Annotated in this window: 22 protein-coding genes; 14 read left to right on the forward strand and 8 right to left on the reverse strand. The window is 66.4% G+C overall.

The features are described from left to right. Positions 1 to 55 precede the first annotated feature (55 nt). A complete protein-coding gene (locus tag CUJ89_RS25045; protein ID WP_114180070.1) occupies positions 56 to 622 on the reverse strand; it encodes a cysteine dioxygenase in 567 nt (188 codons plus the stop codon). A gap of 17 nt (positions 623 to 639) precedes the next feature. Between CUJ89_RS25045 and CUJ89_RS25050 the strand changes: the two genes are divergently transcribed. Further along, positions 640 to 1614 carry a LysR family transcriptional regulator gene (locus tag CUJ89_RS25050; RefSeq protein WP_201752393.1) on the forward strand — a complete coding sequence of 325 codons (975 nt, stop codon included), beginning with the start codon at positions 640 to 642 and terminating at the stop codon, positions 1612 to 1614. A 61-nt stretch (positions 1615 to 1675) separates the two neighbouring features. Here CUJ89_RS25050 and CUJ89_RS25055 read toward each other — a convergent pair whose 3' ends face one another. Beyond that, positions 1676 to 3004 (reverse strand): acyl-CoA dehydrogenase family protein, encoded by a 1329-nt coding sequence (locus tag CUJ89_RS25055; RefSeq protein ID WP_114180071.1) that lies wholly within the window; start codon positions 3002 to 3004, stop codon positions 1676 to 1678. A 282-nt stretch (positions 3005 to 3286) separates the two neighbouring features. Between CUJ89_RS25055 and CUJ89_RS25060 the strand changes: the two genes are divergently transcribed. The 8 genes from CUJ89_RS25060 to CUJ89_RS25095 all read left to right on the forward strand — a co-directional run bounded on the left by CUJ89_RS25060 (position 3287) and on the right by CUJ89_RS25095 (position 11394). Further along, on the forward strand, positions 3287 to 4372 hold the full coding sequence (locus tag CUJ89_RS25060) for an LLM class flavin-dependent oxidoreductase (RefSeq protein WP_114180072.1): 1086 nt from the start codon (positions 3287 to 3289) through the stop codon (positions 4370 to 4372). A 20-nt stretch (positions 4373 to 4392) separates the two neighbouring features. After that, complete coding sequence (locus CUJ89_RS25065) at positions 4393 to 5232, forward strand: class II aldolase/adducin family protein (protein ID WP_114180073.1); 840 nt, start codon at positions 4393 to 4395, stop codon at positions 5230 to 5232. Between the two features lie 30 nt (positions 5233 to 5262). Then, entirely contained in the window at positions 5263 to 6297 is a 1035-nt protein-coding gene (locus tag CUJ89_RS25070; RefSeq protein ID WP_114180074.1) for an ABC transporter substrate-binding protein, read from the forward strand. Positions 6298 to 6301: 4 nt separating this feature from the next. After that, positions 6302 to 7393, forward strand: coding sequence for an ABC transporter permease (locus CUJ89_RS25075; RefSeq protein ID WP_114180075.1), 1092 nt, complete (start codon positions 6302 to 6304; stop codon positions 7391 to 7393). Next, positions 7387 to 8202 (forward strand): ABC transporter ATP-binding protein, encoded by an 816-nt coding sequence (locus tag CUJ89_RS25080; protein WP_114180076.1) that lies wholly within the window; start codon positions 7387 to 7389, stop codon positions 8200 to 8202. Before CUJ89_RS25075 ends, CUJ89_RS25080 begins: the two co-directional genes overlap by 7 nt. Before the next feature lie 50 nt (positions 8203 to 8252). Continuing rightward, positions 8253 to 9443 carry a c-type cytochrome gene (locus CUJ89_RS25085; protein ID WP_114180077.1) on the forward strand — a complete coding sequence of 397 codons (1191 nt, stop codon included), beginning with the start codon at positions 8253 to 8255 and terminating at the stop codon, positions 9441 to 9443. A gap of 37 nt (positions 9444 to 9480) precedes the next feature. Beyond that, on the forward strand, positions 9481 to 10434 hold the full coding sequence (locus CUJ89_RS25090; RefSeq protein WP_114180078.1) for an ABC transporter substrate-binding protein: 954 nt from the start codon (positions 9481 to 9483) through the stop codon (positions 10432 to 10434). 93 nt (positions 10435 to 10527) lie between these two features. Beyond that, on the forward strand, positions 10528 to 11394 hold the full coding sequence (locus CUJ89_RS25095) for an MOSC domain-containing protein (RefSeq protein ID WP_114180079.1): 867 nt from the start codon (positions 10528 to 10530) through the stop codon (positions 11392 to 11394). A 94-nt stretch (positions 11395 to 11488) separates the two neighbouring features. On the opposite strand, the gene CUJ89_RS25100 is transcribed toward CUJ89_RS25095, so the two are convergent. Both CUJ89_RS25100 and CUJ89_RS25105 read right to left on the reverse strand, forming a co-directional pair. Further along, positions 11489 to 12907, reverse strand: a complete 1419-nt coding sequence (locus CUJ89_RS25100) for a sensor histidine kinase (RefSeq protein WP_114181548.1) — start codon at positions 12905 to 12907, stop codon at positions 11489 to 11491. 82 nt (positions 12908 to 12989) lie between these two features. Beyond that, on the reverse strand, positions 12990 to 13661 hold the full coding sequence (locus CUJ89_RS25105; protein ID WP_065502220.1) for a response regulator: 672 nt from the start codon (positions 13659 to 13661) through the stop codon (positions 12990 to 12992). Positions 13662 to 13786: 125 nt separating this feature from the next. On the opposite strand from CUJ89_RS25105, the gene CUJ89_RS25110 reads away from it, so the two are divergent. From CUJ89_RS25110 to CUJ89_RS25125, 4 genes are all read left to right on the forward strand, one after another. Then, positions 13787 to 14887: an ABC transporter substrate-binding protein gene (locus CUJ89_RS25110; RefSeq protein WP_114180080.1), complete on the forward strand. Its 1101-nt coding sequence runs from the start codon at positions 13787 to 13789 to the stop codon at positions 14885 to 14887. A 101-nt stretch (positions 14888 to 14988) separates the two neighbouring features. Further along, entirely contained in the window at positions 14989 to 16761 is a 1773-nt protein-coding gene (locus tag CUJ89_RS25115) for an ABC transporter permease (RefSeq protein ID WP_114180081.1), read from the forward strand. After that, complete coding sequence (locus tag CUJ89_RS25120; protein ID WP_114180082.1) at positions 16754 to 17821, forward strand: ABC transporter ATP-binding protein; 1068 nt, start codon at positions 16754 to 16756, stop codon at positions 17819 to 17821. The genes CUJ89_RS25115 and CUJ89_RS25120 overlap by 8 nt, the downstream gene beginning before the upstream one ends. A gap of 143 nt (positions 17822 to 17964) precedes the next feature. Continuing rightward, on the forward strand, positions 17965 to 19056 hold the full coding sequence (locus tag CUJ89_RS25125) for a porin (protein WP_114180083.1): 1092 nt from the start codon (positions 17965 to 17967) through the stop codon (positions 19054 to 19056). Between the two features lie 146 nt (positions 19057 to 19202). Here the strand turns inward: CUJ89_RS25125 and CUJ89_RS25130 are convergent, their stop codons facing one another. Both CUJ89_RS25130 and CUJ89_RS25135 read right to left on the reverse strand, forming a co-directional pair. Continuing rightward, positions 19203 to 20165, reverse strand: coding sequence for a quinone oxidoreductase family protein (locus CUJ89_RS25130; protein ID WP_114180084.1), 963 nt, complete (start codon positions 20163 to 20165; stop codon positions 19203 to 19205). A 46-nt stretch (positions 20166 to 20211) separates the two neighbouring features. Beyond that, positions 20212 to 20463 (reverse strand): hypothetical protein, encoded by a 252-nt coding sequence (locus CUJ89_RS25135; RefSeq protein ID WP_034179673.1) that lies wholly within the window; start codon positions 20461 to 20463, stop codon positions 20212 to 20214. Between the two features lie 95 nt (positions 20464 to 20558). Between CUJ89_RS25135 and CUJ89_RS25140 the strand changes: the two genes are divergently transcribed. After that, a complete protein-coding gene (locus CUJ89_RS25140) occupies positions 20559 to 21350 on the forward strand; it encodes an AraC family transcriptional regulator (RefSeq protein WP_114180085.1) in 792 nt (263 codons plus the stop codon). Positions 21351 to 21617: 267 nt separating this feature from the next. On the opposite strand, the gene CUJ89_RS25145 is transcribed toward CUJ89_RS25140, so the two are convergent. Continuing rightward, a complete protein-coding gene (locus CUJ89_RS25145; protein ID WP_236655079.1) occupies positions 21618 to 23261 on the reverse strand; it encodes a DUF6396 domain-containing protein in 1644 nt (547 codons plus the stop codon). Next, positions 23258 to 25321, reverse strand: a complete 2064-nt coding sequence (locus tag CUJ89_RS25150) for a phospholipase D-like domain-containing protein (protein WP_114180086.1) — start codon at positions 25319 to 25321, stop codon at positions 23258 to 23260. The genes CUJ89_RS25145 and CUJ89_RS25150 overlap by 4 nt, the downstream gene beginning before the upstream one ends. Positions 25322 to 25350: the final 29 nt, after the last annotated feature.

The following is a 25350-nucleotide window of genomic DNA, read 5'->3' on the forward strand; positions in this document are numbered from 1 at the left end:
CAATCTTGAGCCCGCCGGCGCGCGCCCGCAACGGGCCGCGCCAACGGGCGTTGCATCAGGCGTTCGAATAGCCCGACACGAAAGGCTTCACGGTGCCGTCGTCCAGGTACACCGCGCGCTCGACCTTGCCGATGTTCGCGCCGTACACGTGGATGCTGATCGATACCTGATCGGCGAATGCGTTGGTCACGCGATGGACGTCGCCGATGCGCGGCGACACGGCTTCAACCTCGCCCGGCTGCAGCCGCACGGCTTCGCCGGACGGCACCGGCTTGCCCGCTTCGTCGAACCGGTACGGTTGCGAGAACTCGCCGCCGCGCAGCATCCCGATCAACCCCCACACCGTGTGGTTGTGGATCGGCGTCGTCTGGCCGGGCCCCCACACAAAGCTGACGACCGAGAACCGCTCGTCCGGGTCGAGATGCAGCAGGTACTGCCGATAGCGCGCGGGATCGGGCTGGGCGAACGCGTCGGGCAACCAGTCGTCGTGTTCGACGAGCGCGGCGAGCAGCGCACCGCCCTCGTCGAGGATGCGCGCCTCGTTCGCGCCGGACGCGAGCAGCGCGCCCAGACCGTCGACGAACGGACGCAGCGGCGTCTGATCCAACGAAAGCGTACTCATCGGCTGCCTCCTCGAATATGATGCCGAATATGATGGATCGTCATGATGCACCCGAAAGACCATGCAGAACAAACATGAAAATTAGCGATATCGACGCTTTTGCAGCGGTCGTCCGCTGCCAGACCCTGAGCCAGGCCGCGACCGAGCTCGGGATGACGCAGCCCGCGATCACGCGGCGCGTCCAGAATCTCGAAGAAGCGCTCGGCGTGATCCTGCTCGATCGCAACACGAAGCCGCCGCGCCCGACCGATATCGGCCGGCAGGTATTCGAGCAGTGTCGCGCGATCCTGCGCGAAGTCGATGCGCTGCGCGAACTGACGGCCGGCCAGCAGCCGCCCACCGGCGAATTCCGGATCGGGCTCACGCAGGGGCTCGGCGAACTGATGCTGCCCGCACTCATCGCGGAACTCGCCGCGCAGTGGCCCGCGCTCGCGACGCAGGTCACGACCGCGTGGGGCGGTATGCTCGTCGAGCGCGTCGCACGCCGCGAACTCGATGCGGCGCTCGTGTTCCTCGCACGCGAGATGGTGCTGCCGGCGCAGGTCGAGGGCGAACGGCTGCTGGCCACGCGGCTCGTCGCGGTCGGCCGCAAGGGCGACTGGCCGCGCCGCAGCTACCGGCTCGCCGATTGCCACGCGCGCGGCTGGGTGCTCAATCCCGACGGCTGCGGCTTTCGCGCGGGCCTGCGGCGCGCGCTCGACGCGCAGGGCCTGCCGATGCCGGTCACGCTCGACACCTACGGCCGCGACCTGCAACTGCGGAGCGTCGCGAACGGCTTCGGCGTCGGGCTGATGCCGCTGCCGCTCGTCGAAGGCAGCCCGCTGCGCGATGCGCTCGACATCGTGCCGCTCGCCGATTTCAAGCCGCAGATCGATCTGTGGCTGCTGCGCCGGCACGATGCGGCCCGCTTCGACGCACCGCTCGCGGCCGTCGCCGCGCATGCGCGCGCGGCGTTCGCATTGCCCGAGCAGACGCACGGCAAGGCTGCGTGACCGTACGGGGCGGCGTCGGCACGGCGCCGCCCTGCTTGCTCCCGCGGCCGCCCCGCTCCGCTCACGCATCGTTTCGCTCGTGTTCGACCTCGTTGCGTGACGTCCCGCCCGCCTCCGCCTTCGTTTCTCCCCGACCCGCCGCTTCGAGCGCCGCACGCCCCGCCGCGACCGCGATCGCATCGTCCTGCGGCGTATGCACGCGGCTGCACAGCACGTCGCGATAGTGGCGTTCGAGCGGATTGCCGCGACTCAGCCCGTGATTGCCCGACAGCTTCAGCGCCTGCTCGACCGCACGGATCGCGTGCTCGGTCACGGTTCGCTTGACGAGGCCGCTGGTCGTGACCGACGGCGCGTCGCCTGCGTCGGTGCGCGCGATGTGATCGTCGAGCAGCACGCGGTTCGCATTCAGCCAGCCCTCGATTTCGCCGACCGCCTCCTGCACGCGCGGCAGCGTCGCGAGCGGCACGCCGAGCCCGCTCGGCGCACGCGTCGTCGCGAAACCGATCAACCAGTCGCGCGATGCCCGCGCCACCGCGTCGTACAGACTGCCGAGCAGCGCGACCATCCACGCCTGCTGGTCGGCGTGTGCGTCGGTATCCGCATGGGTCGCGGCCGACACGGCCCACGCTTGCGGCGCGCGCACGTCGACCGCGTGATCGGCCGGCAGCCGCACGTCGTCGAACACGACCTCGTGGCTGCCCGATGCGCGCAAGCCCAGGTGATTCCAGCTTTCGATCACGCGGATCCGATCACCATCCGCGTCACGGTCGCGCGGCACGAGAAACACGCCGACCCGCGGCTCCGGTTCATCGGTGCGCGCCCACACGGCCAGCCAGCGCAGCGCCGGAATCCCGGTGCTGTACAGCTTGTGGCCGGACAGCCGCCAGCCGTCGCCGTCGCGGCGCGCAACGGTTTCCGGCAGGCCGCCGCGCGACGGCGAACCGAGCGCGGGCTCGACGCGCAGCGCGTTGATCAGCGCGCCTTGCGTGACCGCGCTGTCGAACACCGCGCGCCGCACCGGTGCAGGCCAGCGGTTGTCGGCGCGGCCGAGCGCGCGATGCTGCAGATACGTCATCGTCAACACCAGCGCGGTCGCCGGGTCGGCCCGCGCGACGGCGGTGACGATCCGGCTCGCCTGCGCAAGCGTCGCGCCGGCGCCGCCATGCTCGCGCGGCACGACCTGCGCGATCAGCCCCGCGCGATGCAGCCGCGCGAAGTTTTCGTGCGGGAAACGGCCGTCGACGTCGTTGCGGGCCGCATCGGCGGCGAGTTCGGGGGTGAGGCGGTCGAGCAGCGCGGCGACGCGCGCGTCGTCTGCATTGTCGGTGGGCAGGAGGCGCAGCGAAGGCTGCTGCGGCGACGGCGAGGAAGCGGCAAGGCTGGCGGACATCGAGACAGATTCCCTGGGTAATGCACGAAGGCGGCACAAAGGCGGCAAAGGCGGCCATAGCGGTGATCAATCGGCACGCGCCACACGCCGCACGACACGCCGCCAACGCGCGCCAGATCATTCACGAGCCCACAGCGTATGCGCAACGCACACGCGCCCAAACCATGCAAATCTGATATTCAAATCGGGATTGATTATTTCCATTCCGCATGATCGCGGCGTTAACCTGCGCTCCATTCCTGCCCGGCCGTGCGCCGGGACATCCCTGCACCGGAGACCTAGATGAGCGTCGAATTCATCGGCATGATCCAGAGCCAGAAGCAATCGGAAATCCACCCGGCGTCCGGCCCCGTGGTCGATCCCGACTACGTGCGCGACTTTGCCCGCGCCCACGAAACGGCCGGCTTCGACCGAATCCTCGTGCCGCATCACTCGACCGGCCCGTCGGCGACGCTGACGATCGCGTTCGCGGCGGCCGCGACCGAGCGCATCCACTTCATGCTCGCGCATCGCCCGGGCTTCACCGCGCCGACGCTCGCCGCGCGGCAGATCGCGACGCTCGACCAGTTCAGCCGCGGCCGGCTCGCCGTGCACTTCATCTCCGGCGGCTCGGACAGCGAGCAGCAGCGCGACGGCGATTTCCTCGACCACGACGCGCGCTATGCGCGCACCGACGAATACCTCGGCATCCTGCGGCGCATCTGGACCGAAGCGCAGCCGTTCGATCACGACGGCGCGCACTATCGGTTCAAGCAGGGCTTTTCGGAAGTGAAGCCGTTCCAGCGGCCGCACGTGCCGATCTATTTCGGCGGCGCATCGGCAGCCGCGCTCGCCGTGGCCGGCAAGCATGCGGACGTCTACGCGCTGTGGGGCGAATCGCTCGACCAGGTGCGCGACCTGACTGCGCGCGTGCGCGCCGAAGCCGCGCAGCACGGCCGGCAGGTGCGTTTCTCCGTGTCGTTCCGCCCGATCCTCGCCGCGACCGAAGACGAAGCGTGGGCGCGCGCGCATCGCATCCTCGACGAAACGCGCCGGCTGCGCGAAGCGGCCGGCCTTGGCGCCGGCGGCCCGCAGCAGAGCGAAGGCGCGCGGCGCCTGCTGGCTGCGGCCGAACGCGGCTCGCGCGTCGACAAGCGGCTGTGGACCGAGATCGCAAAGCTCACCGGCGCGCGCTCGAATTCGACGGCGCTCGTCGGCACGCCCGAACAGGTCGCCGACGCACTGCTCGACTACTACGACCTCGGTGTCACGACGTTCCTGATCCGCGGCTTCGACCCGCTCGAAGATGCGATCGACTACGGCCGCGACCTGATTCCGCGCGTGCGCAGCGCTGTCGCCGCACGCGACGCGGCGCGCCGCGCCGCATGACGCAAAGGGAGCCGCACGCCATGTCCGCCGTCCTCTCCCAGCCCGAGCGCACCGCGTCGGGCCTCGTGCTCGCCGAAGCGCCGCGCCAGCATTTCTGGTTCGACCCGCCCGCGCCGCGCATCGACGTCGCCGCCGAACGCCGCCACCGGCAGGAGCGGCTCGCGGCCGCGTTCCGCCTGTTCGCGCGCTTCGGCTTCGCGTCGGGGCTCGCCGGTCACATCACCGCACGCGATCCGGAACTGCCCGACCATTTCTGGGTGAACCCGCTCGGCGTGCATTTCTCGCAGATCAAGGTGTCCGACCTGCTGCTCGTCAACGCACGCGGCGAAACCGCGATCGGCACGCGGCCGCTGAACAAGGCCGCGTTCGCGATCCATGCAGCAATCCACGATGCGCATCCGCACATCGTCGCCGCCGCGCATACGCATTCGACGTACGGCAAGGCGTGGTCGACGCTCGGCCGCCCGCTCGATCCGCTGACTCAGGACGCGTGCGTGTTCTACGAGGATCACGCGCTGTTCGACGACTTCACGGGGATGGTCGTCGACACGAGCGAAGGGGCGCGGATCGCACACGCGCTCGCGAAGCCGGACGGCGGCACGCACAAGGGCGCGATCCTGAAGAACCACGGCATCCTGACGGCCGGCCCGACGGTCGAGGCCGCTGCGTGGTGGTACATCGCGCTCGACAACGCCGCGCACACGCAATTGCTGGCCGAAGCGGCCGGCACGCCGCAACCGATCGATCACGCGACCGCGCGCCACACGCACGGCCAGATCGGCGGCCCCGAGGGCGCGCTGCATGCATTCGACAGCCTGTTCGCGCGCGTCGTCGCCGACGAACCCGACCTGCTCGACTGAACGATCCTTCCGCACGAACGAGACCAGACCATGACCCACACCACCGCCACCGCGCCGGCCGACACGCACGACGACACACGCCGCCGGCTGCTGCGCGCGGCCGGCGCTGCCGCGCTCGCCGTGCCCGCGATCACGCTCGGCCGCCAGGCCTGGTCCGCGCCGCCGCTGAAGAAGCTGACGTTCGCGTGGAACCAGAACGCGTTCTGCCTGACGCCGATCGTCGTCGCGCAGGAGCGCGGCTTCTTCGAGAAGAACGGCCTGAAGGTCGACCTGATCAACTACAGCGGGTCGACCGACCAGTTGCTCGAATCGATCGCGACCGGCAAGGCCGACGCGGCGGTCGGGATGATCCACCGCTGGCTGAAGCCGCTCGAAGCCGGCTTCGACGTGAAGATCATCGGCAGCTCGCACGGCGGCTGCGTGCGGCTGGTCGGCGCGAAGGCAGCCGGCGTCACGACGCTGCAGGCGCTGAAGGGCAAGACGGTCGGCGTCAGCGATCTCGCCGCGCCCGGCAAGCATTTCTTCTCGATCCTGCTCGCGAAGAACGGGATCGATCCCGAGCGCGACGTCACGTGGCGGCAGTATCCGGCCGACCTGCTCGGCGTCGCGGTCGACAAGGGCGAGATCCACGCGATCGCCGACGGCGACCCGAATCTCTTTCTGCTCGAGAAGCGCAGCAACGGCGCGTATACCGAGCTGGCGACCAACCTGTCCGGCGAATACGCGCGCAAGGTGTGCTGCGTGATCGGTGCGCGCGGCGACCTCGTGCGCAACGACCGACCGGCCGCCGCCGCGCTCGCGCGCTCGATCGTGCAGGCGACCGAATTCACCCACGACAATCCGAACGAGGCCGCGAAGGTGTTCGCGAAGTATTCGCCGAAGATCAGCCCCGAGGACCTGCGCAAGCTCTACGCGACGCTCACCTACACGCATCACCCGACCAACGTCGACCTGCAGCAGGAAATCGCGTTTTATGCGGACGATTTCCGCCGTATCAGCGTGCTGAAGAAAAGCACCGACCCGCAGCGCTTCGCGCAGCAGGTCTATGCGAACGTGCTGGGGTAACGCGATGTCGACGATCGAACAGGCTTCCACCGCACGCGCCTCTTCCGTACCGGCCGGCGGCAGTACCACTGCGTCCGCGCGCGTCGCCTGCACGGCCTGCGAGGCCACGCTGGCAGCCGAAGGCCGCCGCGCACGGGCCTGGCCGACCGGCATCGCCGCCGCGCTTGCATGGGCCGCGCTCGGCGCGCTCACGCAACTGTGGCCGAACCGCGTCGTCGGCTTCACCGACTGGGCGTACACGGACACGTTCGGCACGGCCGCCTGGTCGATCGCCGCGCTGCTGCTCGCCGCCGCCACGCTCGGCCAGCTCGTTCCCGCCACGCGCACGCGGCTCGCGCGCGTGCGTCTGGCCGGCCCGTGGCTCGTCGCGCTGCCGCTCGCGCTCGCCGCCTGGGAAATCCTCACCGCTAAAACCGGCTGGCTGCCCACGCCGTTCTTCGCGCCGCCGCAGGCGCTGATCGAAGTCTACGTCGACGACTGGCCGCGCCTCGTCGGCAGCGCCGGCAACACGCTGAAGCTGCTCGCGCTCGGGTTTGCGTACGGCGTCACGGTCGGCTTCGCGGTCGGCGTATCGATCGGCTGGTCGCGCCGGATCGGCTACTGGGTGCATCCGGTGCTGCGCGTGCTCGGCCCCGTGCCGGCCACCGCGCTGCTGCCGCTCACGTTCTACTTCTTCCCGTCGAGCTATTCGGCCGCCGCGTTCCTGATCGCGCTGTCGACCGGCTTCCCGGTCGCCGTGCTCACGTGGTCCGGCGTCGCGAGCGTCAACCGGCAGTACTACGACGTCGCGCGCACACTCGGCGCGGACGCGCGCTTTCTCGTGCTGCGCGTTGCGATTCCGGCCGCGCTGCCGCACGTGTTCGTCGGCGTTTTCATGGGGCTGAGCGCGTCGTTCACGGTGCTCGTCGTCGCCGAGATGATGGGCGTCAAGTCGGGGCTCGGCTGGTACCTGAGCTGGGCGCAGGGCTGGGCGTCGTACGTGAACATGTATGCGGCGCTGATCGTGATGGCGCTGCTGTTTTCCGGGCTGATCGCGCTGCTGTTCGCGGTGCGCGACCGCGTGCTCGCATGGCAGAAAGGAACCGTCAAATGGTAAGCGCCGCCGTACTCGACTCCGCTGTTTCCGTCGCCCCCGCCGCTACGCCGGCGCGCGGCGCGCGCATCGACATCCGTCACGTCAGCCATGCGTTCGACGGCCCCGGCGGCCCGCTGCCGGTGCTCGACGACGTCAACCTGTCGGTCGCCGCCGGCGAATTCGTCGCGCTGCTCGGCCCGAGCGGCTGCGGGAAGTCGACGCTGCTGCGTCTCGTCGCCGGCCTCGATGCCGCTGGGCAAGGCACCATCGCGCAGGACGGCGTGCCGATCGAACGACCCGACCCGTCGCGCATCGTCGTGTTCCAGGACCCGACGCTGTACCCGTGGCGACGCGTGCGCGCGAACGTCGCGCTCGGCCTCGAAGCGCGCGGCGTGGCGCGCGCGAACCGGCATCGCGTCGACGATGCGCTCGCGCGCGTCGGGCTGCAGGACTTCTCGAACGCGTTCCCGCATCAGTTGTCCGGCGGGATGGCGCAGCGCGTCGCGCTCGCCCGCGCGCTCGTCAACGATCCGCGCCTGCTGATTCTCGACGAGCCGCTCGGCAAGCTCGATTCGCTGACGCGGCTCACGATGCAGGCCGAGCTGACCGCGCTGTGGCGACGCGACGGCTTCTCGGCGCTGCTCGTCACGCACGACGTCGAGGAGGCGCTGTTCCTCGCGCAGCGCGTGATCGTGTTCGGGCCGCGTCCCGCGCGGATCGTCGCCGAATTGCGCGTCGACCTGCCCTACCCGCGCCATCGCGGCGACCCGCGCCTCGCCGCGCTGCGCCATGAAGCGTTACGGCATCTCGGACTCGATGCGAGCTGGTAGATGCGCGGTGCCATTCGCCGGATTGACGCGTCGCGGCGCGCGCGCCGCCGATGAGTGCGCCGCCGTTCGCCGACTGGACGCTTGTGTTCCTGCAATGGCTGTATCGCGCGCAGGTCGCGCTGGCGCGCCTGCTGCACGCGGCCGGCCTGACCGGCGACGCCGACGGGCAGGCCGCGTGGCCGTGGGCGCACCGGATCGCGCTCGAGACGCTGCGCATCGACGCGGGGCTGACGCGGCAACTGGCGTTCGCGTGCGCGGCGACGACGCTCGCCGCCCTGCTCGCCTGCATCGCGCTCGCTTCGCGCAAGTGGCGTTTTGCGTCGGCGATCGCCGCGCTGGCCGTTGCATGGTTCGCGCCGTGGCCGCCGCTGTCGCTGTGGCTTTCGCCCGCCGTGCCGACGAGTTTCCAGCGCGATCCCGCGCCGTTTTCCATATCGAACGTCATGCGCGGCACGCACCTGTATGCGCAACACTGCGCGGCCTGCCACGGCGAGGACGGACGTGGCGAAGGGCCGCTCGCGGCCACGCTCGCGCACTGGCCGCCCACCTTTGCCGGCGCGCTGCTGGCCCGCCGCCTCGACGGCGAGTTGTTCTGGCGCGTGCGGCATGGCATGCGCGACGAACACGGCGCATCGACGATGCCCGGCTTCGCCGCGACGCTCGACCCGCAGGACACCTGGGCCGTGCTCGATTATCTGAAAGCGCTCGCGGCCGGCAGCGGCGCGCAGGCCGAAGGAGCATGGCCCGTGCCGGTCGCGTTGCCCGCGCTCGACGTGCGCTGCGGCAACGACACACCGCAGCCGCTCGAACGCTGGCGCGCCGGCCAGCGCGTGCGCATCGTCGCACTCGCGCCGGATGCGCTGCCGCCGCCCGAAGATGCGCGCTGGCAGACGCTGCTCGTGACGCCACACGGTGCGCGCGCGCAACCGGCGGGCAACCTCCGCGCGAACTGCGTCGCGGCGACGCCCGACGCGTGGCAGGCGTTCGCGACGATCGCGGGCGTGCCGGCCGACGCACTCGGCGGCACCCAGCTTCTCGCCGATCGTCGCGGCTGGCTGCGCGCGCGGGCACTGCCGGGCAGTGCCGGCTGGTCGGATGCCGATCTGCTGTGCCGCTCGGACACGGCGGCCCCGAAAAACCCGCGAACCGTGCGCGCGACGAACGGCGATCCGCTGACCGCGCTGCTGCTGCGCGTCGACGCGGACCCCGTGCGCGACGTGCAGGCCGGGCTCCCGCACTGAATTCCCGAACCTTTCTTCCAACCGACCCGACTTCACGATGAATCCGTCCCGACGCCATTTCCTCGCGCAGGCGAGCGCCCTCGCCACCGTCGCCGCGGCCCCGGCCGCGCTGCGCGCGCAATCGGGCGCACGGCCGCTGCTGCGCGCCGGCGACCAGAAAGGCGGGCTGCGCGCACTGCTCGAAGCGGCCGGCGAACTGAGCGGCCTCACGTACGACATCGCGTGGACCGAGTTCCCGGCCGCCGCACCGCTCGCCGAAGCACTGAACGCGGCCGCCGTCGACTGCGGACCGATCGGCGACGCGCCGGTGATCTTCGCGCTCGCGTCGGGCGCACGCATCAAGGTGATCGGCGCGAACCGTTCCGATCCGTACGGCACGGCCGTGCTCGTGCGACCCGACTCGGCGCTGAAAGGTGCGGCCGACCTGAAGGGCAAGCGTATCGGCACCACGCGCGGCTCGATCGGCCATTTCGTCACGCTGAAGGCTCTCGACGCAGCCGGCCTGCCGCCCGATGCCGTGTCGTTCCGCTTCCTGTCGCCGGCCGACACGATGCTCGCGCTCGCGACCGGATCGATCGACGCATGGGCGACGTGGGAACCCTATACCGCGCTCGCCGAAACGAGCGGCCGCGCGCGCGTGCTCGTCAACGGCCGCGGGCTGTGGTCGGGCCTCAGCTATGTCGCGGCGACCGACGCGGCGATCGCGTCGAAGCGCGACGTATTGCACGACTTCCTGCAGCGCATCGTGCGCGCGCAGGCGTGGTCATACCGGCATGTCGACGCGTATTCCGCCGCGCTCGCGCGCATCATCGGCATTCCGCAGGCCGCCGCGAAGCTGCAGTTCGAGCGCCGGAACACGCGCTGGCAGCCGATCGATGCGACGGTGATCGCCGGGCAGCAGCGCACGGCCGACTTCTACCTGAAGGCCGGACTGCTGCGCCAGCCGCTCGACGTGCGTACGACGTTCGACCCCGGCTTCCCGCTCGCGTAACCGGCCGCGCGGCGGTGCGCAACCGCCCGAACGGCTTGGGCACGATCTGGCACAATCGCGTTTTGACTATCCTCGTCATTCGAAGCCAGCGCCATGCCAGCCATCAGCGAACTTTTCGTCTATCCGATCAAATCCTGCGCCGGCATCGCGCTGTCGCGCGCGCAACTGCTCGAAACGGGCCTTGCCTACGACCGCCACTGGCTGATCACCGACCCCGACGGGCAGATGATCACGCAGCGCACGCACCCGCGCCTTGCGCTGATCCGCACCGCGCTCGACAGCGATGCGCTCGTGCTGAACGCGCCGGGCATGCGCGAAATCCGCACGCCGCTCGACGGCCACGCGTCTCCCGCCACCCCGAAAATGGCCGCGACCGTCTGGCGCGACACCGTCGACGCGATCGACACCGGCGCCGAAACGGCCGCCTGGCTCACCGAATTCCTCGGCGTGCCCACAAAGCTCGTGCGCTTCGGGCCTGACGCGCGCCGTGCCTGCAATCGCAAATGGACGGGCGAGATCGATACGCACACGCAGTTCGCGGACGGCTATCCACTGCTCGTGATCGGACAGTCGTCGCTCGACGACCTGAACGCACGGCTCGTCGCGAAAGGCGCACCGGCGATTCCGATGAACCGCTTCCGCCCGAACATCGTCGTGTCGGATCTCGATGCCTACGAAGAGGATTTCGTCGAACACCTCGACACCGAAGGCGCGACGCCGGTGCGGCTGCGCCTCGTGAAACTGTGCACGCGCTGCCCGATGCCGACGATCGACCAGGTCACCGGCGCGCCCGATCCCGCATGGCCGCACGAGCCGACCGACACGATGCAGGTCTATCGCGCGAACCCCAACTACGACGACGCGCTGACGTTCGGCATCAACGCGATCGTCGTCGAAGGTGCCGGGGCGTGGCTCGAAATCGGCCAGTCGGTCGAAGCGGAGCTCGGATTCGGCGATTGAGCCGCGCTCACGGAACCACTCGCACAATCGGATAACCGTCGACGCCAGGAAGCAGCCGCTCACGACCCGCCGCTTCCCGCATCGTCACGCGCGATTACGCGGCGCGCGGCTCCGCTTCGTTCGCCACGGGCAGCCGGATCGTCACGACCAACCCGCCGCCCGCCGCATCGGCCAGCGCCACGCTGCCCTGATGCACGCGCGCGACCTCCCGCACGATCGACAGCCCGAGCCCCGTCCCTTCGACCGTCTGCGTCTTGCTGCCGCGATGGAAGCGCTCGAACACCGCGTCGCGTTCGTCGGCCGGAATGCCCGGCCCGTTGTCGATCACGTCGAGCCGCGCATGCTCGCCGTCGCGCGACACGCGCACCGTGATCACCGCGCGGTCGCCCGCATAGCGGATCGCGTTGTCGATCAGGTTGCCGATCATCTCGCCGAGCAGGTCGGGCTGCCCATGCACGTCGACGTCGGCCTCGTGCTCGAAGCCGAGATCGATGTCGCGCGCGCGTGCGACGGGCGACCAGTCGAGCGTCACACTGCGTGCGAGCCGGTACAGCGCGACCGGCTTGTGCGCGACCGCATGGCCGCTGTCCGAATCGAGCCGCGACAGCGACAGCAGTTGCTGGACGATCTTCGCGGCCTGTCGCACCGCGCCGTTCGCGCGCCGCAGGTGCCCGTTCGCGCGCGGTTGCTCGTCGGGCCGCAGCGCGAGTTCGACGCCGGCCTGCACGGCCGCGAGCGGCGTCTTCAGTTGATGAGCCGCATCCGCGAAGAAGCGGCGCCGCGCGACCTGCATCCGCTGCGTGCGCCCGATATACTGGTTGATCGAATCGACGAGCGGCGCCAACTCGCTCGGCATCGCGCCGGTGTCGAGCGGCGTCGGGTCGTCCTCGCTGCGCGCGGCGACCGTCGCCGACAGCCGGTTCAACGGCCGCAGCCCGCGCCCGACACCGAGCCAGACGATCCCGAGCGCGAGCACAACCAGCAGCCCTTCCTGCAGCAGCGACCCCACCAGGATCTCGCGCGCGAGCGCCTGGCGCGCCTCGATCGTCTCGCCGACCATCACCCACACGATGCGCGACTGCGCGGTCGGCACGTCGTGCACCGGGATGCGCAGCGCGGCCATCCGCAATTGCTCGCCGCGATAGACGACGTCGTAGTAGCGCGTGACGAACAGCGCGCCGTCGCCCGCGTCGCGCCCCAGCGGCAGAGGCAGGTCCGGGTAGCCGGTGATCGTGTGGCCGTTGTCCTGGCGGATCAGGTAGTAGATCTTGCCGCCGTCGCTCGATTCGAGCATTTCGAGCGCGAGATACGGCAGGTCGACCTCGATCTCGCCGTCGTTGAGCCGCACGCCTTCGCGGATCGACTTCAGCGACGACGACAGCGTGCGGTCGAACGCGACGTGCGCGGCGCTCATCGCGCGCTGGTACGTGAGCCACGAATCGAGCGCGAGCAGCCCGAGCAGCGGCAGCAGCAGCCACAGCGCGACCTGGGTGCGCAGGTTCGGACGCTTCATCATGCCTCCCGCCGGGCCGCCCCAAGGGAGGCGTGCGCCCCCTCGGGGGGCAGCGAACAAAAGTGAGCGTGGGGGTTGTAACTCATACCGCCTTGGCTTCGAGCAGATACCCCAGCCCGCGCAACGTGACGATCGCGATGCCCGTGTTTTCGAGCTTCTTCCTCAGCCGGTACACGTAGATCTCGATCGCGTCGGCATTGACCGACTCGTCGAGCCCGAAGATCTTCTCCGACAGCGTTTCCTTGTTGATCGCGCGGCCGTTGCGCAGGATCAGCACCTCGAGTACCGAGCGCTCGCGCGGCGTGAGCGACAGCGGCTCGCCCGCGAGATGAAAGCTGCGGTCGATACTGTCATACGAAAGCGGCCCGCATTCGACCCGCGAATGCTCGTGGCCGAGACTGCGCCGGATCAGCGCACGGGCGCGCGCCTCCAGTTCGGTCAGCTCGAACGGCTTCGCGAGATAGTCGTCGGCGCCGAGATCGAGCCCCTTGACACGGTCCTCGACCGACCCGTGCGCGGTGAGGATCAGCACCGGCACCGGATTGCGGCGCGCGCGCAAGCGCCGCAGCACCTCCAGCCCGTCGAGCTTCGGCAGCCCGAGATCGAGGATCACCAGCGCGTAATCCTGCGTGCGCAGCACGTGGTCCGCCGCCTCCCCGTCCGCCATGTGATCGACCGCGAAGCGCGCGGCGCTCAGCGCGTCGTTCAACGACTGGGCCAGGTTCGGATTGTCTTCGACGAGCAGCACACGCATGGGGACCTCGGGAAATCCATGACACAAAGGACGCTATTGTGAACCGAAATGAAAGCAGGCTGAAAGTACCCCGCAATTAACATCCGCGTCACTCGAACAACATCTATACGTAACTGGAGGAAGACATGCCGTTTGCACCGAAGCAGCTCGCCGCCGCGCTGGCGGTCGTTCTGGGCACTGCCGCCGGCAGCGCCGCCGCGCAGGTTCCGGCCGGGTATCCGGGTAACTACCAAGGCGTGATCGATGCCGCGAAGAAGGAAGGCAAGCTGATCGTCTACTCGACCACCGACACGGGCCTCGTGCGTCCGCTGATCAAGGACTTCGAAAGCCTGTACGGCGTCAAGGTCGAGTACAACGACATGAACAGCACCGAGCTGTACAACCGCTACATCAGCGAGAACGCGGCGAGCAGCACCAGCGCCGACGTGCTGTGGAGCTCGGCGATGGACCTGCAGGTCAAGCTCGTCAACGACGGCCTGATGGCGTCCTACGATTCGCCCGAAAGCCCGAACGTGCCGCAATGGGCGCAATACCAGAAGCAGGCGTACGGCACGACATTCGAGCCGCTCGCGATCGTCTACAACAAGCGCCTGATCCCCGAGAACGAAGTGCCGACGACGCGCGCCGACCTGATCAAGCTCCTCACCACGCAAACCGACAAGTTCAAGGGCAAGGTCACGACCTACGACATCGAGAAATCGGGCGTCGGCTTCAACTACCTGACGCAGGACGCCCACGTGAACGAGAAGGTCACGTGGGAACTCGTGAAGGCGATCGGCGCGACCGGCCCGAAGCTGCAGTCGAGCACGGGCGCGATGATGGAGCGGATCTCGTCGGGCGAGAACCTGATCGGCTACAACATCATCGGGTCGTACGCCTATGCCAAGGCGAAGAAAGACAAGTCGATCGGCTATGTGTTTCCGAAGGACTACACGCAGGTCGTGAGCCGCCTCGCCACGGTCTCGAAGAAGGCGAAGAACCCGAACGCCGCGAAACTGTGGGTCGACTACCTGCTGTCGAAGCGTGGCCAGACGCTGATCGCGAACCAGGCGAACCTGTACGCGATCCGCGCGGACGTGACCGGCGAAACGTCGGCCGCGAGCCTCACTAAGGAACTCGGCGATTCGCTGAAGCCGATCCAGATCGGCACCGGCCTGCTCGTCTATCTCGACCAGTCGAAGCGGCTTGCTTTCCTGAAGCAATGGCAGCAGTCGATCAAGCGCTGATCCGCTGACCGGCCGGCCGCCCCGGAACCTTGCCCGGGCGGCCCCTTTCCCCTTACCGACTTCCTAGAGGCGGCCATCCGGATGGCCGCAGGGGCGAACTCATGCTTTCAACCAGCACACGCGGAACGGCGCCGCCCGTTCCGCCCACCACCGGCCAGGGCGGCGCGATTCCCGCGCTGCCGGTCAACAGCCTGCAGCCGCTCACCGGCATGCTGCGCTGGATCGTCGTCGCGGTGCTGACCGTCGCGGTCGCGCTGCCGCTCGGCTTCATCCTGTTCCAGAGCCTGCTGTCCGCGCCGTTCTTCGACGCGAACAAGACGCTCGGCATCGAAGGCTTCCGCTTCATCTTCAACGATCCCGACTTCTGGTCGGCCGTGAAGAACTCCTTCATCATCGCCGGCGGGATGCTGTTCATCTCGATCCCGCTCGGCGGCATCCTCGCGTTCCTGATGGTGCGCACCGACCTGCCCGCCCGCCGCTGGCTCGAACCGCTGCTGCTCACGCCGGTGTTCGTGTCGCCGATGGTGCTCGCGTTCGGCTACGTGGTCGCGGCCGGCCCGGTCGGCTTCTACTCCGTGTGGTTCAAGGAACTGTTCGGATTGCAAAGCGTGCCCTGGAACGTGTACTCGATCTTCGCGATCACGGTGATCGTCGGCCTCACGCACGTGCCGCACGTGTACCTGTACTCGTCGGCCGCGCTGCGCAACCTCGGCTCGGACGTCGAGGAAGCCGCCCGCGTGGCGGGCGCGCGCCCGTTCCGCGTCGCGCTCGACGTGAGCCTGCCGATGACGATGCCCGCGCTGCTGTTCGCCGGCGTGCTGGTGTTCTTCCTCGGCTTCGAAGTGTTCGGGCTGCCGCTCGTGCTCGGCGATCCGGAAGGCCACCTCGTGCTCGCGACCTACCTGTACAAGCTGACCAACAAGCTCGGCGTGCCGTCGTATCACCTGATGGCCGCGGTTGCCGTGTGCATCGTCGCGATCACGTTCCCGCTCGTGCTGCTGCAGCGCCGCCTGCTGAAAACCGCGAACCGCTTCGTCACCGTGAAGGGCAAGGCCGGCCGCGCGACGGTGCTGCCGCTCGGCGTGTGGCGCTGGGTCGCGCTCGCGATCGTCGCGCTGTGGCTCATGCTGACCGTGATCGTGCCGATCTCGGGCATCGTGCTGCGTGCGTTCGTGACCAACTGGGGCGAAGGCGTGGCGCTCGCCGAAGTGCTGACGCTGTCGAACTTCACCGAACTGTTCGAGCAGGACAACCTCGTGCGCGCGATCGTGAACACGCTCGGCATCGGTGTGATCGGCGGCGCCGTCGCGGTCGGCTTCTACTCGCTCGTCGCGTTCGCCGGCCATCGCCGCAACGACTGGGCGACGAAGCTGCTCGACTATCTCGTGCTGCTGCCGCGTGCGGTGCCCGGCCTGCTCGCCGGTCTCGCGTTCCTGTGGATCTTCCTGTTCGTGCCGGGCCTGCGCGAGCTGAAGAACTCGATGTGGAGCATCTGGATCGCGTACACGGTCGTGTGGCTCGCGTACGGGATGCGGCTGATCCAGAGCGCGCTGCTGCAGGTCGGCCCCGAACTCGAGGAAGCCGGCCGCAGCGTCGGCGCGACGCGCAGCCGCGTGTCGCTCGACGTGACGCTGCCGCTCGTGCGCTTCGGCCTGCTCGCCGCGTGGCTGCTGATCTTCATGATCTTCGAGCGCGAATACTCGACCGCCGTCTACCTGCTGTCGCCCGGCACCGAAGTGATCGGCGCGCTGCTCGTGTCGCTGTGGGCGACCGGCGCCGTCGACCAGGTCGCCGCGCTCTCTGTCATCAACATCGCGATGGTCGGCGCCGGTCTCGGCGTGGCCCTGCGTTTCGGAGTGAAACTTCATGGATAAGCTCATCGTCGACGACCTGCACCTCAGCTACGGCGCCAATCCGATCCTCAAGGGCGTGTCGTTCGAACTGAAGGCCGGCGAAGTCGTCTGCCTGCTCGGCGCGTCGGGCAGCGGCAAGACCACGCTGCTGCGCGCGGTGGCCGGCCTCGAACAGCCGTCCGACGGGCGCATCCAGCTCGACGACCGCGTGTTCTTCGACGGCGCGAAGCGCATCGACCTGCCCGTCGAGCAACGTTCGCTCGGCCTCGTGTTCCAGTCGTACGCGCTGTGGCCGCACCGCACCGTCGCCGACAACGTCGGCTACGGGCTGAAGCTGCGCCGCGTCGCGCCAGCCGAACAGAAGCGCCGCGTGCAGACCGCGCTCGACCAGCTCGGCCTCGGCCATCTCGCGGAACGCTTTCCGCACCAGTTGTCGGGTGGCCAGCAGCAGCGCGTCGCGATCGCGCGCGCGCTCGTCTACAACCCGCCGGTGATCCTGCTCGACGAGCCGCTGTCGAACCTCGATGCGAAGCTGCGCGAGGAAGCGCGTGCGTGGCTGCGCGAACTGATCGTGTCGCTCGGGCTGTCGGCACTGTGCGTGACGCACGACCAGACCGAGGCGATGGCGATGTCCGACCGCATCCTGCTGCTGCGCAACGGGCGCATCGAGCAGGAAGGCACGCCGGCCGAGCTGTACGGCTCGCCGCGCTCGCTGTACACGGCCGAGTTCATGGGCAGCAACAACCGGATCGACGCGCGCGTCGCCGCGATCGACGGCGAATGCGTGACGCTCGCCGGCGACGGCTGGGAACTGCGCGCGCTCGCCCGCGACACGTTCGCGCCGGGCCAGGACGCACAGGCCGTGATTCGCCTCGAACGCGTGCAGGTCACCGACGGCCCGGGTGCGAACCGGCTGCCGGCCGACCTCGTCACGTCGATGTATCTCGGCGACCGCTGGGAATACCTGTTCCATTGCGGCGACATGCGCCTGCGCGCGTTCGGCCACGTGCCGCGCGCTGCCGGCAAGCACTGGATCGAATTCCCGACCAACGACTGCTGGGCGTTCGCGAAAGCGGGCTGACCCGATCGCGGCGGCTCACGCGCCGCGCGCATCGCGCCATGCGATGACATGCCGGTCCGGCTGACGTCTTCCGGCGTCTGCCGCGGCCTGCCACACGCCGCACCTGTTTCACCCAACCCACAAGAACCAAGGAGACACCGTCAATGAAGTCACGAGCAGAACGTTCCTTTCGCACAGTAGTCCTTACGGGCTCGGCCGCCGCGGCCTGCATCGCCGCGCCCGCCGCGCACGCGCAGTCGTCAGTCACGATGTACGGGATCATGGATGCCGGCATCGAATATACGAACCACGCGGCGCCGCAGGGCGGCAATTCGTTCAAGCTCAAGTCGGGCAACAAGAACACGTCGCGCTGGGGCCTGCGCGGCGTCGAGGATCTCGGCGGCGGACTGAAGGCCGTGTTCCGCCTCGAAAGCGGGATCGATCTCGCGAACGGCGCGTCCGACGACGGCCCCGACTCGATCTTCGCGCGCCGCGCGACGGTCGGCCTGAAAGGCAAATGGGGCGAATTCACGCTCGGCCGCAACTTCACCGTCACCTACGACTACATGCTGCCGTTCGACCCGATGGGTTACGCGCAGAACTACTCGTGGGCGACGTCGTCGATGGCGACGGGCGGCCGCAAGGACGGCCTGTTCACGCGCTCGTCGAACGCCGTGCGCTATGACGGAGAATTCAGCGGCTTCAAGTTCGGTGCGCTGTATGGCTTCGGCAACGTGCCGGGCAGCGTGAAGACCAGCTCGAAGTACGACTTCGCGCTCGGTTACGAGAGCGGGCCGTTCGCGGCGGTGGTCACGTTCGACCGCCAGAACGGCGCGGCCGACAGCGTCACGCCGGCCGATCCGGTCAACTACATCCAGGGCATCCACGCGGGCCTGAGCTACGACTTCGGCAACCTGAAGACGATGGCTGGTTATCGCAATTACAAGCGTACGTACCACACCACTGCCGCGAACCAGTTGAGCGATATGGTCTGGATCGGCGGGTCGTACCAGTTCACGCCGACGTTCTCGCTGATCGCGGCCGTCTATCACCAGAACATCAAGGGCGGCTCGGATGCCGATCCGACGCTCGTGTCGGTGCGTGCGCAGTACGCGCTGTCGAAGCGCACGGTGCTGTATGCGGCCGGTGCGTTCGCGATCGCGCAGCACGGCGAGAAGGTCGGCGTGTCGCGCGATTTCGCGGGATACGGCACCTCGCAGGTCGGCGTGACGGCGGGGATTCAGCAGCGGTTCTGAGCCTGACGCGGCGGGCGGCGGGGCATCTTTCGCCCGCGGCCGCCCTGCTTTCGCCCCACGCGCGGCGGCATCACGACGGATAGCCGGTTGTCGCCGCGCGGCTCGCTCATCGCGCAGCGCCTGGCCCGCTGCGGTTCAGTCGCCGTTCACTCGCCCCGCATCGTGAACACCGGACGAACGAGACTGTTCGTATCGTTCCAGTGTTCGCCGACGGCCGACAGCGGCACCGCGCGCGTATCGATCGCCAGGCCCGCCGGCCCGGCCACGTCGAACACACCGCGCACCGAGGCCAGCAAGCGCGGCAGCGACACGCTGCCGAGGCCGCTGCCCATCAGTTCGATCGCGGTCGCGCGCAATACGGCGCCCGGCAGCAGCACATCCGCGCCGCCGATCGCGCCGATCTGCACGAAACGCAGCGGCCGGCCATCCGGCGTCGCCTTCGCGGCGACAACCAGCAGCGCCTGTGCACTGGCGCCCCACAGATAGTCGAGCGCGATATCCACGCCCGCGCGGAAATGCGGTTCGAGCGCGCGGGCCAGATCCGCATCGTCCTGCTGCAGCGACACGACGGCGTCCGCGCCGGCATTCAGCAATGCGTCCAGCGCGACCGCGTTGCGCCCCGTCGCGATCACCTTCGCGGCGCCGAGATGCTTCGCGATTCGCACCGCCAGCCGCCCCGACGTGCCCGTTGCGCCGTTGACGAGCACCGTCTCGCCCGCCACGAGCCGCGCGCGTTCGGTCAGCGCCGCCCACGACGACATCCCGGGAATCGCGATCGCCGCGGCCGTGACGTCGTCGAGCCCGTCCGGCAGCGGCACGCACCGCGCCTCGGGCGCGATCGTGCGCTCGGCCATCGCGCCGAACGGTGCGGGGGCGCCGAAGAAATAAACGCGTTGCCCGTCGTCGAGACGGCCTACGCCGTCCACGCCGACGACGAACGGATAGGGTCCGTCCGACGAGTAATGCGTGCCGGACGCGCGCGCCTGCGCGATCCGGCTCAACGCGGACGCCGCCACGTCGATCAGACGGTGGCCCGGCATCGCACGCGGCGCTTCGAATTCCATATGAACGGGACGCTCGCCGGCGCCCGTCACGACTGCGGCTTTCATGGTGGCTCCTTGAATCGGGGATCTCGATCGACCGTTGCGGCGGACGTCAGCGCGCGTCGAGCCACGCGCGCAGCGCCGGATCGCGCACTTCCATCACGTCGAACAGGCCGAGCGCGCGCAGCGCGGGCAACGCATCGATCGCGTCGGCTTCCGCGCGTGCCCGGTCGGCGGGCGTGGCGCCGGGATCGGTCAGCACGCGCGCGTTGACCAGAAACGCGCCGACGGTGCCCTTGCGGATCGTCGTTCCGCCGGCATCGATCCGGTCGGCATGGTCGGGAAGCATCTGTTCGGCTCGCATCGCGTCGTACTCCGGTTGTCATCGATGGACGCAGTGTAGGCGTGCGAATCCGGCCGATCTCCGGTATAACAGCCATTCGATACCGCTATCCGGCCATGTCCGATCCGCTCCTGCCCGCCCGCTTCATCACGTCCGACGACGGCCCGTTCGTCGTTGCCGCCGTCCTGTCGCAACGCGACCCGCGCGTGACTGCGCCGCACGCGCATGCGCGCGGCCAGCTCGTCGGCGCGCTGAGTGGGCTGCTGACGATCGGTCTCGACGACCAAGACTGGGTCGTGCCGGCGATCCACGCGATCTGGATTCCGCCGCATTGCCGGCATTCGCTGCGCTCGTTCGGGCCGATTTCCGGCTGGTCGGCGTTCGTCGCCGAAGCACGCTGCGCGGCGCTGCCGGATACGCCGCGCGCGATCCGGGCGTCGCCGCTGCTGCGGGAAGCCGTGCAGCGCGCGGCAAGCTGGGGCGATTCGGAACTCGATGCCGCGCAGACGCGGATCGCCGACGTGATCCTCGATGAAATCGCCGCGTCGGAAGTCGAATCGCTAAGTCTCGCGCGGCCTCGCGACGCGCGGCTCGTGCGCATCACCGACGCGCTCGCCACGAACCTTGCGGACAACCGGCGGCTGGAGGAATGGGCCGAATGGGCCGGCATCAGCGCACGAACGATGAGCCGCCGCTTCGTCGCCGAGACGGGGCTGACGTTTGCCCAGTGGCGTCAGCAGGCAAGGCTGCTGCGGGCGCTGGAGAGAATCGCCGACGGCGTGCCGGTGACGACGATCGCGCTCGATCTCGGGTACGACAACGTGAGCGCGTTCATCGACATGTTCCGGCGGGCGTTGGGGACGACACCGGGGAAGTATATGGAGGCGGGCCGGCGAGCGGAAGGATAGGTGCGGCCGTCAGCAGGGGTGAATAGTCGCGGCTCACTTACTGATATATCGGATATTCGAACTGAACGGCCCACACTGTTATCACGCTGCATCGCGATTCGATATCGATCATTCGGGTCTGCCGGGTCCTCAGTGACAGAACACTCCCGCCGTCCTGTTTCAAGACATCTCACCGCACTGCCCTCGACGGTGTCGCTCTTGCGAGCGATGGGCTTGGCGTCAACGATGACCGCCCCAGCCTACGTCGAATGCAGCACTACACCACTTTTAAAGAGTAATGGTGTAAATGCCGGCGGAACCCGTTTCTGCATTCGGGCTCCCCAAATAGGTCCATTCAACATCATCGTTCGCAATGTCGATGAATTGCTCGATAGGTGATGGAAACGCCCGCCCCTTTTCGACAAACGTTTGCTGATTCCATTGGTTAAACAAAGCGGCCATTGGATGGTCATCTGCAACGCGGCCTTCCCACACGCCTGTTTCCGTGCAGCGACGATCACCCGAGCACTTCACTGCCACCGGCTGCGCAGCTACCTCGCGCAATAATCCCGCTTCAACCATATTCGCCAAAAAATCTGCACGCTGTGGCGGCAGGCGGTACGCCTCACCGAGGAAATGCCATTGCACTCGATCCGGCGATAGCCATTCGTGCAACGGCAACTCGAACCGCTCTCCCGTTTCAAAGCGCTCTGGCGAGCCAGATCGAGCGATCAACCGCCCATCGGGCTCATTCGATGAACCATACAGTGCCAGCCAGTATCCCGTTTGGGGTACGCTTTGATCCCCACCGACTGCAAGCGTGCTCGTCTCCAATGCGGCGACCGCATAACCATCGGGTATAAAAGAACGTCCCTGAAGCGCACTACTCTTTTGCCGACTGACTGGTGGAGTAACCGCCTTCGCGGCATTGATCAGCGTTTGTCCATCACCGTTCCATTTGGGTAGCGGCGCTGGTGGTAACGGCAGTATCTTGTCCAGGTTGGGAAGCTTCAATCGTCCGTCGTAAAGTTTCAAGATATCAGCAATTTTTCCGTACCGTTGAGCGCGCGCTTTGTCGATATGGCCTACCAGATTGGTTCCATTTTCGAGATCCATCCCGTTAAATTCCGATACGAGGCTATCTGCACATTTGGTGCTCCCGAGCTTCACACCTTCATGCAAGACCTTCAGCGCGCGGAGCTTCGCCTCAAGTGTATTGGGACGCGCATAGATCAGACCCAGCTTCTCTGCGGCATCTCCATATCCCTGTGCAAAAGCGCATTCGAGCATCTTGGTTCCCACCGCTTGGTTGGCCCAAAAGCCCTCACTGGGGTTATCGTAAGACGCAGCCAACTTGTATCCCAGATACGCCATTGCAGCCGGACTACCCATATCCGCTGCTCGCTGGAAAAAAGCGTAAGCGCTCGTAGCGTCCCCCTCCTTTACCACGCCGTTGAGATGATATACACCCATCCTGTCGTACGCGTCGGGGATATCGAGCCTCATCGCCTTCTCGACCCATTGAATGGCGACTTCCGGATTGTGGTCTGGTACGCCGGAATGATCACTCAAGATCAACGACGCCAGATTCAGCATCGCTTTCCAATGATTTTTTTCAGCTGCTTGCAGATAGAGCTGATATACCTTTGTATAGTCGACGTTGTCAGCAGGTACCGCCGGGGCGTCCAGCCTCAACGCTTGCTGGAACCACATTTCTGCCTGTGGATCAACGGACGGCACCCGTTGCGCCTCATATACACAGGTAAAGTCTTTTCGGTGTGGATCAAAGAGCGGTAGTTTTTCGTTTCGTGGCAGATCAGACATAGCAGTGGTCAACTTATTACCGATAGAAGTCAGGATGCCCGCATGCGCCGTAGTTATTAACAACAAAGCGGCGAGGGCAAAACGCAACACGTAGATAAAAATATTCATGCGTACACATTTTCAGGAGAGCCACCGAGGCCACCGCCATTTGGCACGGAGATCGACCCGTACAGCGTCGTGGTCGAACGATGCTCGATGAATGGCAACAAAAACCCCGTCATCGGCTGCGTACCCGCTTGCTGGATGTCTTGATTCTTGCTCATCCGTCGATTCCAATTCCTGAATGTATCCGGCATATCTTTCGGGTGACCGCTATATTTAACATCGCCACCATAGAGCAATCCGAATACACGCTCGCGAAGATCAGCCGCATAAATACTACCGGTTGCAGCTATATTAATTTCACTATCAATAGCCATGCTTCGCTGGTTCAGGTTTGCACTACCCACCGTAATAAACACATCATCAATGATCATCAACTTCGAGTGAATATAGATTTCCCGATAAGACATGTTTTGATCAGCATCGGGACCACTCGTTCGCAATCTCGCGACACTGACAACGACACCCAGCGTTTTCTCGAGATTTTCCACACTAGGTCGATCAAGCACTTCACCACGACCTCTGCTGCCCTTTTCATAGACAAAATCAAGTTTCCCTTTATCGACAAGCCCCTTTTGCTCAGACATCGAATCACCAGCCCCAAGCAGGGTCAGAGTATCGTATGTTCGAGGCACCATTTCCTCCCGCTCCGGATGTGGAATCACGATAAAAAGATGCAGCTTCGGCATTTCAGTAACTGGCTTATTTGCCATCCTCATCCAGTCATCGCAATATTTTTTCCGTGTTTTGATCAGGTGACGGGCGAATTCCGGGTAAAAGAAATACTGATTTTCCATGTAAATGTAGTTGCGTGCACTACTGGTAGCCTGGAAATACACCTCCTTGATCGATTTTTCTCGTTCACGAGGTTGCGTGCGCACAATTTGCACAAGATGCGCCGGATTTCCTGCTACCCGCGGAATCTTCGCTGGTGGTGCTGGAGGAATCTGGTACGGCAATTCTCCAACGTTGAGTGCCACAGCCCATGCGTTTTCAAAATTGAAATGCAGCTGCGCAAGCGCCGGCCCTACAACTCGGCACGCGTAGTCCTGAAAGGGACGTCCATGCACGTAGTTTTCGTGCCCTATTCCGCGCTGCACGTCGTTTTTCGAAAGCCTGTTTTTCAGGCCCTGGTACAAACTAGTTTTTGCTGGCGCAGTCTGCGTTGAAATTTCTCGCTTCAGCTCGTCTTCAATAAGTGGCGAAGACAAGATCTCACGCTTTCGATCGTCGATTTCGTGAACGGTCCGATCCCAGTAGTCGGTAACCGAATTTAGCCCCATGACGTAACCAACCGCCTTACTTCCGTTGTCGTAATCGTAATCGATCAGGATTGGTTTCTGGTGATGTGTCCCATAGTCCTCCATCCCGCTTCGCTCATCAACAACACTGAATGTACTGGTTACAGGCTTGTCCTCTTCTGCAGGCGCAGTAGTCATCAAGGCTTTCGCATCGGCAGGCGAAACTTCACGCAGTACAACACGAAGGCGAGGATTCTTTCCGCTATTGATTTTTCCTCCGGGTAGGTTCTCGGCCCACCATGCAACACAGGCCTTGTGACGCTCGCTATTCTCATCGCCATACGCGGGCCCCTGTCGAAGATGGTAAACAATAGGACCACTAGTCCAATTTTCCTGCACATCTGAAAAACCGGGCATATTGTTTTGGACAGCGGAGCCCCGGGGGGTAGACCAGATCAGCAATCGCACTGTGACAGGATTTTCCTTGCGGGTAGTGATCTCGTCCAATAACTGTCCGTAGGTTTGCCCACGTGGCCACGTTTCACCGCCTCTCTCGAGCTCCATACCTGGATCAAAACCCCAGCAGACGATATCTGCCGATTTCTTCGCATCGCGCAAGTCTTTGGCGATCCGCTTGAATCCCTCTTCGCCGCAAATGATGAAGCTGAGCTTGTTTCCCTTTGTAATCGGGCAGGTGCCGTCCCCATTCTTTTCTTTCACGTCGCGGTGCTCAACAAGAAATTGCATCGCATTCTTCGCCGACCTTGATTGTTCATCGATCGCGACTGTTGCGTGTTTGTGAGTTTTAAGTGGGAAATCTGCCATGTCTGCTGTTCTCAGTAGTGGATGCGATT

This window comes from Burkholderia pyrrocinia (genome assembly GCF_003330765.1).
In the GTDB taxonomy this organism is placed as follows: Bacteria; Pseudomonadota; Gammaproteobacteria; order Burkholderiales; family Burkholderiaceae; genus Burkholderia; species Burkholderia pyrrocinia_B.